This is a genomic window from Pseudarthrobacter sp. 902506025, assembly GCF_040702325.1.
In the GTDB taxonomy this organism is placed as follows: Bacteria; Actinomycetota; Actinomycetes; order Actinomycetales; family Micrococcaceae; genus Arthrobacter.
Window position 1 is genome coordinate 167698 of the sequence record NZ_JBFBKW010000009.1, and the last position, 14005, is coordinate 181702.

9 protein-coding genes and 1 pseudogene are annotated in these 14005 nt (G+C 58.1%); 7 read left to right on the forward strand and 3 right to left on the reverse strand.

The features are described 5' to 3' along the window. Nucleotides 1–1119 precede the first annotated feature (1119 nt). Both AB0280_RS16430 and AB0280_RS16435 read left to right on the forward strand, forming a co-directional pair. Entirely contained in the window at nt 1120–2910 is a 1791-nt protein-coding gene (locus AB0280_RS16430; RefSeq protein WP_366367844.1) for a hypothetical protein, read from the forward strand. A gap of 522 nt (nt 2911–3432) precedes the next feature. Further along, nucleotides 3433–3717 carry a PspA/IM30 family protein gene (locus tag AB0280_RS16435; RefSeq protein ID WP_425328620.1) on the forward strand — a complete coding sequence of 95 codons (285 nt, stop codon included), beginning with the start codon at nt 3433–3435 and terminating at the stop codon, nt 3715–3717. A 963-nt stretch (nt 3718–4680) separates the two neighbouring features. On the opposite strand, the gene AB0280_RS16440 is transcribed toward AB0280_RS16435, so the two are convergent. Both AB0280_RS16440 and AB0280_RS16445 read right to left on the reverse strand, forming a co-directional pair. Continuing rightward, entirely contained in the window at nt 4681–5100 is a 420-nt protein-coding gene (locus AB0280_RS16440) for a hypothetical protein (protein WP_366367845.1), read from the reverse strand. A gap of 275 nt (nt 5101–5375) precedes the next feature. Then, nucleotides 5376–5867, reverse strand: a complete 492-nt coding sequence (locus AB0280_RS16445; protein ID WP_366367846.1) for a DUF4145 domain-containing protein — start codon at nt 5865–5867, stop codon at nt 5376–5378. 786 nt (nt 5868–6653) lie between these two features. Here AB0280_RS16445 and AB0280_RS16450 point away from each other — a divergent pair. Together AB0280_RS16450 and AB0280_RS16455 are read left to right on the forward strand one after the other, a co-directional pair. Next, nucleotides 6654–6885: pseudogene (locus tag AB0280_RS16450) on the forward strand (PspA/IM30 family protein); the annotation flags it as partial. 505 nt (nt 6886–7390) lie between these two features. After that, nucleotides 7391–7708 carry a hypothetical protein gene (locus AB0280_RS16455; RefSeq protein WP_366367847.1) on the forward strand — a complete coding sequence of 106 codons (318 nt, stop codon included), beginning with the start codon at nt 7391–7393 and terminating at the stop codon, nt 7706–7708. A 728-nt stretch (nt 7709–8436) separates the two neighbouring features. Here AB0280_RS16455 and AB0280_RS16460 read toward each other — a convergent pair. Beyond that, the gene (locus AB0280_RS16460; protein WP_366367848.1) at nt 8437–9231 is read right to left on the reverse strand and encodes a metallophosphoesterase family protein; all 795 of its coding nucleotides are present in this window, start codon (nt 9229–9231) and stop codon (nt 8437–8439) included. A gap of 397 nt (nt 9232–9628) precedes the next feature. On the opposite strand from AB0280_RS16460, the gene AB0280_RS16465 reads away from it, so the two are divergent. The 3 genes from AB0280_RS16465 to AB0280_RS16475 are packed head-to-tail and all read left to right on the forward strand — an operon-like array spanning nt 9629 to nt 13541. Then, on the forward strand, nt 9629–10402 hold the full coding sequence (locus tag AB0280_RS16465) for a hypothetical protein (RefSeq protein ID WP_366367849.1): 774 nt from the start codon (nt 9629–9631) through the stop codon (nt 10400–10402). Next, nucleotides 10399–12495: a Mu transposase C-terminal domain-containing protein gene (locus AB0280_RS16470; protein WP_366367850.1), complete on the forward strand. Its 2097-nt coding sequence runs from the start codon at nt 10399–10401 to the stop codon at nt 12493–12495. Before AB0280_RS16465 ends, AB0280_RS16470 begins: the two co-directional genes overlap by 4 nt. Then, entirely contained in the window at nt 12492–13541 is a 1050-nt protein-coding gene (locus tag AB0280_RS16475) for a TniB family NTP-binding protein (RefSeq protein ID WP_366367883.1), read from the forward strand. The genes AB0280_RS16470 and AB0280_RS16475 overlap by 4 nt, the downstream gene beginning before the upstream one ends. The last annotated feature ends 464 nt before the right edge of the window (nt 13542–14005 follow it).

Below are 14005 nucleotides of genomic sequence, written 5' to 3' on the forward strand. Positions count from 1 at the left end.
CGGCCACTTGGCATCGCAGCCGGTGTCAGGTAGCACCGCCGCAGCCGTGGTTACAGGTGGCGGAGGGACATATGGCGCTGGCGCGGGAGCGCTGTCACGCGACACGCTACCGCTGTAGTCCCGGGGCGCCTGCTGCCCACTGCCATTGCCACTGCCACTGCCAGTGCCACCGCCACTGGCACCGCCATTACATGCACTGAGCTGTGCGGCGAGGATCAAGACGACGCAGGCCGCTAGTAGGCGCCCTGCTATCCCGTCGCGAAGATATTTCTCCGCCCGATGTCTCCCCAGCTCGTGAAGGATGCTGTCCATATCGCTACCCCAATGGAGACTAGTTATAGGAGAAAATTAGGCTAGCCGAAGTGCTGTGTTCAAGGGGGCCTTGCCCCCTATCAGCATTGGGGTATCCCCAAAGCATGCGTGGATGTCCCGGGGATTTCGCCTGAACCTTGGATATACCCCCTGCTGGTGCAGGGGGTATATCGTAGGCGACGGAATGTTTGTGAGGCGTACGGCATGCACCGCTAGCTGGGGACTGGGCTGTCCACGCTATCCGCACGAGGAAGAATAGGGGTCCTATTTGTTGAGCGGCCCAGGGACATTACCGCCTTTCCGCCATGCGGCCAGAACCTGAGGCCGAGGCAAAGAATGGCAGCCCTGTCTCGGACGGCAGGGCCGCCATTCGTTGTTGGTAAGCACAGTGCGGGGGTGACTTCAGCATCTCGGCGGTCTTGTTGTAATGAAAATTTTTCAGGGCGGCCGTCCCACTGCTTCTGCAGGTTTCCATTCTTAAGGGCAGAATTCGTATTTTGATCGGATCTTCGAGTCGGAAGGTCAACCCCAAACAAATTTCCCTATAACTGCTGGGGATTGCACAAAGCATGTAGCTGGAATGGACATAGCACGTAGACGGGTTGTGCCGATAAGGGCCAGTTGTGCTCCGCGATAGTCATGTTTGAATCGGCTCGGCAACTCCCAGTGCTGCGAGCCTCTAGACCGATGACGCGACGCGTCCTACTCTGGTGATTTCGGCGCACTACCAGTATTGGGGGCACCATGGATCACCTGGCTTCAGAGCGGCTATCGGGACTCAGGATGCGTGTTTCATCAGGTCCCCATATGGGGAGCGGCGAGCTCAGCAAGCTTCTGTTCAGGCCCGAGATGCTCCAGAAGTGGATCGGTCCTGGCGTCGAGATGCATCTTCGCAAAGGGGCGCTAGCCACAGTGCCCGCGCCGGACGGCTCGCTGGCCAATGGCCTTGTTACCAGGATGACAAAGACGGATGACGGAGTGTCCATAACCGTCAAAGGCGCAAGAACATGTTTGACGATAACCCTCGCGCCCGGTCGCAGCGCAGCTTCCAGTGTCGTTCGCGTAACGGTGGCTCAAATCGAAACCGTTATGGATGTCAGGAGTAGCCTGGTGTTCTGGCAGGGGGCTCTCAATCGGCTCGGGAGGATTATCGAAGAAATCCGGCATCGACGGAATTCCCCCAAGCAAGCCCTAATAGTGATTCACGGCATAGGCGAACAGCAACCGGGACAGACTCTCATGGCCTTCGTGGATGCGGTGTTTGGTGGTGCAAAGAAGGGCAGCCGGTGGGTGAAGCAGGACACCTTGTCGGGTTCCTTTGAGATGAGAAAGGTCACGATCCCGGCTGTGGCTGGGAACCGAGGCCAGGAAGGAATGCCCACAACTCACGTCTACGAGTTGTACTGGGCGCATCTCATAGTAGACAGCACCGTAGGACAGGTGTTGGGATGGATGAGGAGTCTGGTGATGCGCCGTGATGTACCGCCATTGTTGAGCAAGTATGTGTGGATTGCGCGGATTCTCGCCTCCATTTTAGTGCTAGTCGTCCTTGGCTTGGCATTGTGGGCTGCGGTTCGAGACCCAAAGGCAGCAGCCGTTAGTGGTGGTGTGGCAGCAGCAGTAGCGGCAGTCGGTGGCGTTATATGGAAGCTTCTCAGGCCAGCCGGGATGAGGTTGTTTACGGGTTTCCTGGGTGACGCGGCACGCTACTTCCAGCCCAGGCCGGAAAATGTCGCCCATCGCCAGGAAATCCGTGAAGCCGGCGTCCGCCTTCTAGAGCGGCTGCACGAATCAGGTGAGTACCAGAGGATTGTCATCGCGGCTCACAGTCTTGGCAGCGCCATCGCATACGACATACTTACTTTCGCTTGGAACAATATTCGTTTACAGGATGCAAGGCCTGATGGCCGTTGCTATCACGCGCTCACAGCGGTCGAAGACGCGCTCCAAAAGCCAGCCAAGGACTTGCAGACCGATGACGCTCAACAGCTTCAGGTTGCCGCATGGCAGGAACTTCGGATAAACACCAAGCCATGGCTGGTAACGGATTTGGTCACCATGGGCTCACCTCTAACGCACGGACCGTACCTCATGGCGAACAGCAGGAAAGACTTCTCCGCGCTGATAGACAGCCGGTTGTTTCCGACGTGTCCGCCACAGTCCCAAGGAAATAGGGGGCGGCCCCTCAGCTACACCTTGGCAAATTCATCAACAGATGGCACCACGCGGGGCAGTTCTATTGTCCCGGATCACGGCGCTCTATTTGCCTTTACTCGCTGGACCAACCTGTATTTCCCTACACACGGTTTCATAGGAGGAGATCCGGTCGGAGGGCCGTTGCAGCCGTTCTTCGGGCGCTGGATTTCGGACCGTCCAGTACAGGCAAGGAAAGCCGGCTTTATGGGCTTTGCCCACACCTACTATTGGACGGTGGACGGCCCGTCGGGAGAGTACGTCGGCCGCCCTGGGCAGGATCACATTGACTGTCTTCGGGATTCCTTGGACCTGTACGCAGACCGCAGGCTACGTGCCCTCGCCAATGAAATACCAGCCCACACATACCTGCGAGTCGCCACGCCGGGGCCATGCGGGGAATAAGTGGAACGGGGCTGCGTCCTTAATCCCCCTTTATGGGTTAGAGACATGCTCAGACTACACACCCCGTCCACAACTGCAATGATAGCCCCGCAGCTTCACAATTCGTTAGCAAGAAGCGGGGCCAGGGTCTGACCAAGGGCATCCGTCTCTGCCGCCGTAAGCTGGCATCGCATGCATGCCTGAGGGAGCTACGGCGGTGGACTTGTCATGCCCGAAGGGAGCCATCACAAAAGCAAAAGTCCCGGTGCCACGCGGGCGGGGATACTTTCAGGCAGGTGCTATAGGGCAAGGCGGCTCTACGAATGGAGAACAATGACAACAGCATGCGTGGTATGGCAAACCACGGCTGACTGGAACAGAAGTGATGTTACGGCAGCCCGGCCGGGCACCCCGCCCAGCGGGTGTCGCCCAGACCATCGGCCACGTCAGCAAGGCCGACGAGTTCCGCGCGCCGGGAATCCCGTGGGCGCTTATAGTTGGATGGCCTGCTAAGGTCGCCCTCGGTCAGCAACTACCCGTCGAATGTACCGGGAAGGCCCAGGAACCGAACCTCGCCGCCCAGAACGAATCGTCGACAAGCTCAAGCAGGGCCTGGAGCAGATGCCGGGCAAGCTCGGTGAGTTGACGGCCAAGCGCAACCAGCTCGTCAACCGGGCCCGCGTCGCCGCCACTCAGTCCAAGGTGGACCATGCCCTCAAGGCACTGGACGCGGGAGACCCAACCTCGGCGATCGGCCGGTTCGAGGACAGGATCCGCCGCGAAGAGGCCACCGTCCGGGCCAGCAGGAACTTGCCGTTTCATCTCTAGAGGCCCAGTTCGCCTCCCTGGAAGACCTCGGAGAGCAGATGGAAGTGGAAGCCCGCCTCGCGGCCTCAAGTCCATGGACCGGAAGGCGATCGACTACTCGGACCAACCATTCTCGTATCCCTAGCGTTTCGGCACACCAAGGTTATGAGACACCTGGCTCCAGTCCGGAGATAGGTTCAAATGCACGTAAGGGGATCCCTCACTGCAACACGAGCGCAGTCGGTTCGTCTCCGGTCGGTTCCGGTCAAAGATGGCGGCGAGGGAAGAGATTTCTCGAGTCTCGTCAGAACCAATGCCCGTCTCTCATGAGCCAGACAAGGAACGCCGTAAAAGCAAAGGGCGGCAGCAGGTACAGCATCCGACGCCTGGCTCTTGCAGTCTGGCCACGGCTTCTCCGTTCCCTTCAAAATCCCTTGGTGGTAACTGAATAGGGTGGCTGGGCTTAGGACCCTGAATTGTGCCGCGTTGTCGCGGCCCAAGCATTTGTGCGGCTCGCTGTTTATTGCCTCTTTCGGGTCTTTTGAGTCAGCACCACCACGATCACCACACTTGTCGTGGAGGCAGCCAGAGCGGGCCAGAACATACTGCTGGTGGTTCCTAGGGTTAGGGCGAGAATGCCCGCGCAAACAACGGCCCCGATCAGGAGGCTGCCGAAGATAGCCAGAACCTGCGTTTTTCTCACCACGTCCTCCGGGTTTGATTGCTACGACTGTAGACCGGGCGGCTTAGGGTGGACAGCCCTAGGATTCCTTTCCAACCCAATTTGCCGTCTTGAACTTCTTGCCCTGGGCCGCTGGCCCTCAACGACATCGGCCTCCGGCACAGGGGCCGATACAGGATCCCCTTTCGTGCTGCCCTTCCTCCAAGAACTGTCCCATTGAGGGTTTAGCTAATGGGCACTGGCCAGCCGCCCGCCGGCGCCGTGCGCGTCGGGTGGTTCCAGGCATGGTCAACAGCATGCATTTACCAGTAGCGTCCGAAGATGGTCTGGATGTAGATCAGCATCAGGATGTAGCCGGCGCTGCATAGCCATACGTAGGGCCAGGGGGTGCGCGCCTGTTCCGCCTTTGGCTTGCCTCGCTTGCCCTGCGGGCGAAGCACGATCACGTAGAGGCTTAGGGGACGCCAGCGGTAGATTGCCAGTGACAGCGCCACGAAAAGCGCGGAGAGATACGACAGGATTACTATGCCTTGGAAATCCGTTAGAGGCGGCAAAGTGAGTGCTATCGCTATGGCGCATCCGTGGAGGACAAGGTTCACGGTTCCGAGGAATCCGTGGATGGGGGTGCCCGGACGAACAATCGTCGGAAGTCTGAATTGCCCTGAATAGCCAACGGCGTAAGTCACAACGAGGATGTAGGAAACGATCAGCACTCTGGTCAACGATGGCATTTTTCACGATTGGCAGAAATCGAGCCCTGCCGGAGGGTGACGGTGTCAGTCATGCGGAAAAGTCGACAACGCTTCACATCTGCCCCCACCCGAAGTCCGACGGTTTTGCCAGCATAGGCCAGGAATCGCTGTTGACGGTGGATCTCCGAAGTTCTGGTGTCCGTTCCAGGATCCTCTACCGGACACTGCCGTCATCGATCGAGGCACGATGCTTGAGGGACGCTGAGCTCTGTTGTTTGCCGCCGTCTAGGAAGCGCGGCAGCTTGCTACTCCTGGAGGAGCCCCTGATCGCGTAGCAATTGTGCCGGCATTTCATATTCGTGCCGGATGAGGTGCCGGACGAACTTGCCTAGACCCGTCGCTTCCGATTCGGTGACGTCGTCATAATCCTCCGGATGCGCTCCTTCGTTGCCCAACTGGTTGAGGTGGTCAGCCCAATCCCAGAGCGAACGGTGAAGATCCCCCTCGTTCTTCATGTGTTTGAGGGCAGACTTCAAGTGCCTCTCGGTTTTGGCTTTATCGCTGCCTTTGTCTTTGACGAACAGCGCTAGAGCAGCGCGAAACATGACGGCTGCCGCACGATATGCTCCCACGGCTAGGGAGCGCATTCCTTCGTCATATGCCGAGGCCACGCCCTCGTTGACTTGGGGGTCCAGGATGCCTGCCCCAGGCACTGGCCACCACATGAGGCCCTGTCCGAGGTTGTCTGCAACAACGGCAGTGCCTTTATTGCATCCTTGACAGGTCAGAGCAGTCACTGAGCGATCGGGAAAGCTTGCTCCCCAGGAGAGGACAACTTGTTGGCCCGCGCTAAAGCTGGAGACCCGCCCACACCATGGGCAGGGCCCCGTGGGATCGCTGGGCGTTGGAAGGGTGTCTGGATTTCTCTCGGTCATCCCCCAATGTTCGCAGTATGGCTTGGGACGCTTCGCTCTCGACACTCCAATGTCCGGGCGGATGCAGGTCAAATTTACGGCCGTTTCCGTCGCAGCGGCCACCGCTGCCAGAACGACTTCCGACACCTCGGCAAAGGAGTGACTTTTACGCGAGAAACCCGAAGTTGGACGTCGATATGTAGCACAATCCTGAGCTTAGATGCGACGTCGCATTGTCAGGAGTGAATGGCCTTGAGCACCATATCCCAATACCTCATCGGAACTACGTACGAGGCCTCGCGCCTCGTACGTGAGATCGAGCCCTGCTGATGCGCCCGTAAGCCGGTCCATCACCGCTCTACACCTGCGAACCGCTGCAGCCGGATTCCCATCAACACGGCAATGTACGTTTACCCCGTACGGTGAGCATGCACGCTGAACGGGGGCCAACTGCAACTGCCTGTCTTTGTCTCATATCCCTTGAGTATCGAGATGTCTCAAGGAGTGACTACTCTCCTCGCCTGCACAGGCACAGATTCGGTTGAATCTCGGACGCGCAATGGTAAGTGCAATTCTCGTAACTATGTCTCGTAACCTTTTGCAGGAATCGGGGTGTTCATCGATAGTTACGCGACAGGCGACGCGGCATGTGAAGGATCTCCTCGGTGCGCCCAGGTCTCCGGCGCCCTCAAGGCCCACGATGCCGGAGACCCAGACTTCCGCCACCGGCTGGTACGAGGACAGGATCCGCCGCGAGGAAGCCATCGTCCGTTGCCAGCAGGAACTCGCAGGCTCATCCCTGGAAGCCCAGCTCGCCTCCCTCGAAGACCTCGGGGAGCAGACCGAAGTGGAGGCACGGCTCACCGCCCTGAAGTCCGACCGGAAAGCCATCGACTACTAGGAGATAGGTGCCCAAGGCCCGGACCTTCATCGGACCGGGCCTGGCGGAGTGACATGCTCGTCGAGCAACCGACAGAGAACGGTGTTGTGGAGTTAGGTGCCCTATACGAGTCTCCCTACAGTGACGCTGCTCCTGCCGGAATCCACTTTGACGCTGTCGAGTTCGAAGGGCTCATCGTCCTTATCCAGCACGGCTGTCCGTGAACGAATGTTTCCGTTCTGCAGGGAGCCGTGACCGAAGTCCCCGATGCTTAGCTGGCTTCGAGCTTAGCCAGGCGTTCAGCGATGCGGCTGCCTGCCCTCTGTTCTTTCGGACAGCGGGCAAGCCATCGCTTTGCAAGGGCCTGGATGCGGGGCTGACGCACAAGGAGTCCACCTTTGAAAGGTGGAGTCAGGGGCTCGGCTGCCGCTGCCGCAAAGAAGTGTGGCAGCTCATGACGAGGCAGGGCATTCTTCAATCCCGCCGGCCCCGGAACCATGTCTCAGGCCGCGGCTACACTCTCACCATGGTGCAAGAGCTACGCAATGACGATGCGGGCCGCTATCTTATGACCACTGCGACGGGCAGCCAGTATCTGCTGGATCTGACAGCCCGGACAGTGCAGCGGGTTATGGCCGCCACCGCTCCACTCGTCGAATACTTGGATGTGGGGTTTTCGCAGCTTCGCCGCGACGGGGAGTCACTGGAGTTGCTCATGCTTGAGTCTTGCACCGTAGGTTCGCCCGCCCGATACTGGCTCCAGATCCGCGCCGACCACGTTGTTACGCTCAGAACCACCTCCCCCGTGGTGGACATCGTCGTCCTAGACCCATTGGAAGCGTGACCATTTGAGCCACGCTGATACGCCAGCTCGATGCCTCCACGCCCCACGCCAAAACCCTGTGATCTGACGTAAAATCCGGCAGCAGCTGCGGCGTATTCGTGGCGTTATCGCTACCAATGTGCAAGGGCCCTCCGGAGCGGGACATGCACGCGCAAGGTTGAATCGAGATCTCCTTTGTTACTGCCCGACCTCGACGTTCGGCTGCGCCCATTTCCGGAGTATGCCTGAAGTTATGTTGCCTGAGAATGCGTAGTGCCGAGGACAAGTGGGCTGAGTTTACTTCGAGACTGCTCCCACGCTAGTTCTGCACTACCCACTCGGCGCGGCTGAGAAAGCCTAATCCGGGATGTCTCCGCAAGCCCTTGATTCCGGCAGGAGACCCGACGATGAGGAGACCGACTGGCAAGCCCCGACCGATATGAAGTTGGTGAGCACCAATTAGAACCGGCACGGCTGGGGCTAACGGTTGGCGAACGTCCCGAAGGATTAGGAAGCCGCTTTCGCGCAGAAGTGACGGATCAGGGGCCACCTCGGGAGCGACGAGCTCATAGATCGGCCATCCGGCCTCCCCGACGACTCGTTTGGCCGTTTCTATAACTTCCCTGCTAGCAGCGGGCCCGGCACACGTCGCGATTGTCAGTAAGGAAGGTGTTCCTGGGCCAACGCGCAAGGAGTAGGCCAGTTCGTGCGCCCATTCGGCCGCGTCCATGCAGCTTACTTTAGGTCAGTTATCGCGAAGAAGCAGCTATGTGCAGGTCTCTGATTTCGAGCGTTTCCATCCGAAGCGGAGGCTTGCCAGGCCAAACGAGAACTCCGTTACCGTGACGTGAGTTTTCCATATTGAGTACGTCGACCCTTGTGACCATTCCATTGGGATGGCGCAGTTCGTGAATGCGCCGCTGATGCCAGTGACCGCAAAACAGATGAGGCACGGCCAGCGCATCGACTACTTCTCTCAGGAGCCCGCGGGTTCTGTTAGCCTTCTCAGTTAGTTCTGCGCTGAGTTGAAAGTCTCCCTTCAGCGGAACGCCCGCAGGTGCATCGTGGGTTATCAGGATGTCGACGGGGCCACCGGCGATGAGGTCTTCAGCTTCCTGACGGGTGGGTTCCTCGTTAGGCCACCAATCCTTCCCCTCGACTCTGTACTCGTAGTCGACGCTGAACGCGCCGCCCAAGCCGCCGATGACAAGGCCCTCGATGATGGTTCTGCCGCCGCGGGGTAGTACCCGGATGTTTGATCGAATAGTTGCCAAGCCGTCATCTTCGACGACGAGCTTCTCAAGCGTGTCCCAGTTGTCGTGGTTCCCACCGGAGACGACGAGCGTGATCCCCAAGTCCATCAGGTACTTGTTGAGTTTTGCCTCGTAACGCCCCCGCTTTGCGCCCGGCCAGTCGAGCCCGAAGTCTCCTACGTGCACAGCCGTGCGAACGCCTTCGCGTGCTGCTGAACGAATGGCTGTCAGAGCCCAACCGGAAGCCCCGTGCCAGTCCCCGAAGAGCGCTAGGGGATGAGTATCAGGCATATAGCCAGCATACTCAGCTGACAGGTTTCCATGCTCGGAATCTTAATACTTCTATTTCTTCTAATACTTCTATTTCCTTTACGCATAGACATCTGATTCCCAGGCAAAAATATTTCTAATGCTCTTGCAAATTGGTGCGGAAGGCGTAGCTTTATTGAAGAACCTGATTTTTGCGCTGCCTGGACCGTCAAGAGTCCTCGCTTAGTGGTTTGCAGCTATGGCCCTATTTCACGCGGGATTAGCCTAACTTCCCTTGGCCTTCGCCAAGTGTCAGCTCAATTCACATATGCCAGACGAAGCTCGTGGTCTACGACTTTGTGAAACGGCTAAATCTAAACACTGCGTCTTCCGTCCTCCGCTTAGGACAAGAAGACGGATCAAGAGAACGATCAAAAAAGTGCCGATCCTTCACAACAATCCGTACGCTGATGTCGTCAACGACACGCCCCATCCTTTGTTAATCACTAAGGGAATGGGCGGGAGGCGCAAGTGGTGGTTTCTGAATGAACCCGCCCGCGACTTGGATCCGGTCACCTTTGAACCGTGCCGAAGGAGTAGCGAGTTTCCCCACAGGCGCAACTATCCTGGGCTATATCCTTTCGGCGAAGATCGCAACATGGTCATGTTCGAGTCACTGACCGAACTCGCCTGCTTGATGGAGCTGGATCACGGGGGAGAGGTCGTGCGCGTCGCTGCGCAACCCTTCGGCCTTGTGTTCGGCGACCGGACGATTCATTACCCTGATTTCGCCGCACGGCTGCGCGATGGAACGACCTTGATTGTAGACGTCAAGCCTCTGGAATTTGCCACTCACGACAGATTCGTCCATGCCGCCGTCCTTACTGAAAAAGCCTGCGCTAGTCAGAATTGGCGATACTGCGTTATGCACGGCTGCCAAGGGTGGCAGAGGGACAACCTCGAATGGATGTGCGCTTTCCGATACGAGGAGTACATTCCGGACCCAGCTCTGGCGATTGAGCTTGCTGATTTCTTGGCGGTACCGCGGACGATGGAGGAAGCGGCGTTTCGTCTGGACCCCCGTGAGGGGCTGGGCATTGGCTACGCGCTGCTATCGAACATGATGTTCCACCGACGAGTTGTGCCGCTCGAGCAAGGCCCCTTATACCCCGGTCTCATGGTTATTGCAGGAGATGGAGAAGGTAAGAAATGAACATTTTTCGTATCGGCGATGTGGTGACGTACCTGAAACGACAGTGGGAAATCACTGACATCGCCGGAAGTGTCCTAGGCCTTTACGACGCTGACGCGGACGAAAGATTGATCGCGTCCATCGGCAGAGTGGCCCTGGAAAACCCGCCCAGCGACCGCCTAAGCCAAGGGATAACAAAGCTGAATACAGCCGCATTGGGACTTAGTCGCAACGGAAGCGAGATTCTTAAGGACATCGGCCGCAGCCTTGCCGACATCGAGGAAGTTGCTCTAGGTAAACCGGCAGGGGCAGAAGGCTACCGCGAAGGCTACGGCTTAGGTTCTTCGATTTGGTCCAGAGCTGGTGTCAAAGCGGCCGAGTTAAAAGCACTGGGCGAGCAATTGAAGTCACGCGATCCCCGGCTGGCCAAGATGGTGGCTGTTTCTCGTTCAACGCTATTCCGCCGCGCGACAGCATATTTGCAGGATGGTCCGGCTGGCCTTATTGACGGACGCAAAACAGGTAATCACAGAGTGACTGATGGAATCGCCCCGGAATTGCTGGAAGTCTGTGCACGTGTCAATAAGGAACTTGTGCACCGGCCAAGGGTGAGTAAGAAGCAGCGCGTCGATATGGTCCGGGCGCGCATCGAGAAACTGGATGAGAGAGACTTCAGCATTCCGGGGGACCGGCGATTGAAGCAGATCTTGGACGAACTCTCCCATGGGATGTATTTGGATGGCGATGCCGCAAACCGCCGCTCAGCAGCCAACGCCCCGAACTGGATGTATCGGGCCCATCCGGCGCTAATGCCAGGATCCCGCATGCAGGTCGATTCCACACGCCCTGACATAATGCTCATCTTTCCGGACGGCTCGGTTCAAAGACCCGATCTGTCCATGATGAGTGACCAGGCAACCCGAACAGTAAGCGCCTTCGCGCTGGCAAAGGATATATGCGGTGCGGATCTTGCCTTCATGATCGCCCAGGCGATGACGCCGCGTCCACGCTACGACTTGCCAGAGGAGTTAAAGAACCGGTGGGAAACGGAGCGCCGGGACCTGCCCTGGGTCCAGATGTTCGACGCCGAAGAGCGCGACCGGTTTGACGGAATGCTCCCGCTGATCCGGCCGCGGCTCATTATGACCGATAACGGACGCGACTATCGTTCCAATGTCGTAGACGCGACGTGCCGGCAGTTAGGCATCACCCTCGTCCGGGCAGCACCGTATTCCCCCACGGATAAGGGAATTGCCGAGCGCTTGTTCGGGACTCTGAAAACCATGTTCCTGGCGCATTTGCCAGGGTTCACTGGCGGTTCCATCTCAAGTGGGGGTGACAAGAAACCGAACAGGAAAGACTTGTTGACGCTAGGGGAATTTGCCTGGTTACTGGACAGGTGGCTTGTCCATTACTGGCAGAACACACCCACAGATGGGCTACGCGACCCGCGTCTGGGCGGTGGTGCTCTCTTGAGTCCCAACGCCGAATACAGGGCCATGTTTCCCTATGTCGGATTTGTACCCAAACCGCTGAGCCGGAAAGACTACGTCGGGCTCCTGCCTGTTGTTACCCGAACAATCCAAAAAGACGGCGTCCAGATTGAATACCGGATGTACGACGCTCCGGGCCTCGGCCACCTCCGGCAACGCACCTCAGGTACTGAGCTGAACGGAAAGTGGGAAGTTCACTACATGCCAGCAGATCCACGCGTTGTCTGGGTCTACGACCCAGCCGCACAGGACTACATCGCCTGCGAATGGAAAGAGGACCGGCTCGACAAGCCGTTTTCAAAAGAGGTCCGTGATCTCGCACTTCAAATTCTCGATGATGGAGGCGTGGATCCAGCACTCACTGAGGCTTCTACCACGAGGAACTTCCTTGAAGATGCGCTACAGGAGCTCAGACGGCAGCGGAAGAAGCAAACAGCCAGAGACCTCGAACGTGGAATCCAAGACGCACAGCGGGGGAGCTTGCCCAACATGGCCAGCCTACGCGGTCAGGAGGATTATGAATCCCCGGTCAATGAACACCTTCAGCAAGAGGATGACGAATCCGACGACGATGACGACGATCTCGACGGCTTCGAAGGTGTAAACGGGTGGGGCGCATGATGCAGTACCCGCTCCGAGAACGCACTGGACGGGACCTTAAGCATCACAGGGGGTTCATCGAAGAGCTTCAGGACCACGGTACGCCGACTCCTCCTATTGCCGTCAAAGAATATTTGTCCCTGCCTCTTGTTGAAAGGAGGGCTTTTGACGAGACCCGCCGGAGAATTATCACCCGTGGGGTGGTAGTTAAGAACGATTCTTACCTAAATGTGAGGGCCGTGCTATTCCGGGTCATGCGTGAACATCAATATGCCAGCGGCGGCGGCCATGGTGTCCTTATTTCGGCGGAATCATATCTGGGCAAGACGACGGTAGCCCGAATCTTGATGCTCGACCTACTCACGCAACGCTTAGACAATGACCCTGACTGCATTGGGCGAGGTGAAGTACCGGTGGCGTACGTGAACCTTCCGTCGACGGGAACGCCTTTAGGGCTGTACCGCATGATTGCCCAGTTCTACGGGTTGCCGATCGGCCGACGTGAGACTGAAGCACGGTTAGAGGGCATGGTTCAACAGGCGATCAATACATGCAGAACCGAGCTGCTCGTGATAGACGATGTGCATAATCTCAAGTACGGCGGCGCCCACTCCCGCAAGGTCAGCGCGGCGATCCGAAGACTCGGCGACGACATCGACTGCCCCATACTTCTAGCCGGAATCGAGTTGCAGAAAACCAATCTCCTCGACGGGCCGGAAGGAGCCCAAATAGCAGCGCGATACCGAGCTGCCGATATGGTCTCCTACCAGGACAAGACTTCGACGGGATGGCAAATGCTTGTCACGCGACTTGTCCGGTCAATGCCCCTGTTCGGAAACAACCAGTGCCGGCTGAAGAGCCTAAGTGCTAGTTTGCACGAGCTCACACATGGTCGAATAGGAGTCCTCAATTCCCTCATCAGCCGGGTAGCGCTGGACCTTATCGATGCCGGTAACCCGGAGGGCGAAGTGCTCACCCGCGGGATGGCGGAAGCTAAAGCGGCAGAGATCGCTGAGGAAAGCCTCTTCAAATCGACTATCCGACGTGGAGCGGTCCATGAACTTTGACATGCCAGGCAGCTTGCCGCTGGCGATGACACCGCTTCCTTTTACCGGGGAAATTGTCGCCAGCTATGCAGCCCGGATCGACGCTGCCACGGGGGCGTACCCGGGCCACCTGTGGCGTCTCGCGGTTTCAGCCTATCGGCAACGCGGAAGCCTGCCGGTCCATTGCCGTATCGACCAGGTCATTGCAGAGCGCGAAGCCTTGGCGCTCTGCAAGGAGGTGGCCGGAAGCAGAGCCGATCGCTTGCTACTACTAGGGCAGACCTCAAGAACGGTATGGTATGCCTGCCTGTCGTGCAGCCATGGCGCCATCGTGGCACTGCACCCAGACCATTCTCGACTTGTCTGTCCCATCCACCAAACGTGGACTGGACCTACTCTAATTAAGAGTCGCGAACCATTGCCGGCATGGTCCATCCCGCCGCCGGCCGAGCCGCACTCCCGAGCGGTGGACAAGCATACCGCTG

What these genes read in the sequence shown, in the direction of transcription:
- AB0280_RS16430 (WP_366367844.1), top strand. Translation starts at nt 1,120, where the DNA reads ATGGGGAGCGGCGAGCTCAGCAAGCTTCTGTTCAGGCCCGAGATGCTC.
- AB0280_RS16435 (WP_425328620.1), top strand. Translation starts at nt 3,433, where the DNA reads ATGTACCGGGAAGGCCCAGGAACCGAACCTCGCCGCCCAGAACGAATC.
- AB0280_RS16455 (WP_366367847.1), top strand. Translation starts at nt 7,391, where the DNA reads ATGGTGCAAGAGCTACGCAATGACGATGCGGGCCGCTATCTTATGACC.
- AB0280_RS16460 (WP_366367848.1), bottom strand. Translation starts at nt 9,231, where the DNA reads ATGCCTGATACTCATCCCCTAGCGCTCTTCGGGGACTGGCACGGGGCT.
- AB0280_RS16470 (WP_366367850.1), top strand. Translation starts at nt 10,399, where the DNA reads ATGAACATTTTTCGTATCGGCGATGTGGTGACGTACCTGAAACGACAG.
- AB0280_RS16475 (WP_366367883.1), top strand. Translation starts at nt 12,492, where the DNA reads ATGATGCAGTACCCGCTCCGAGAACGCACTGGACGGGACCTTAAGCAT.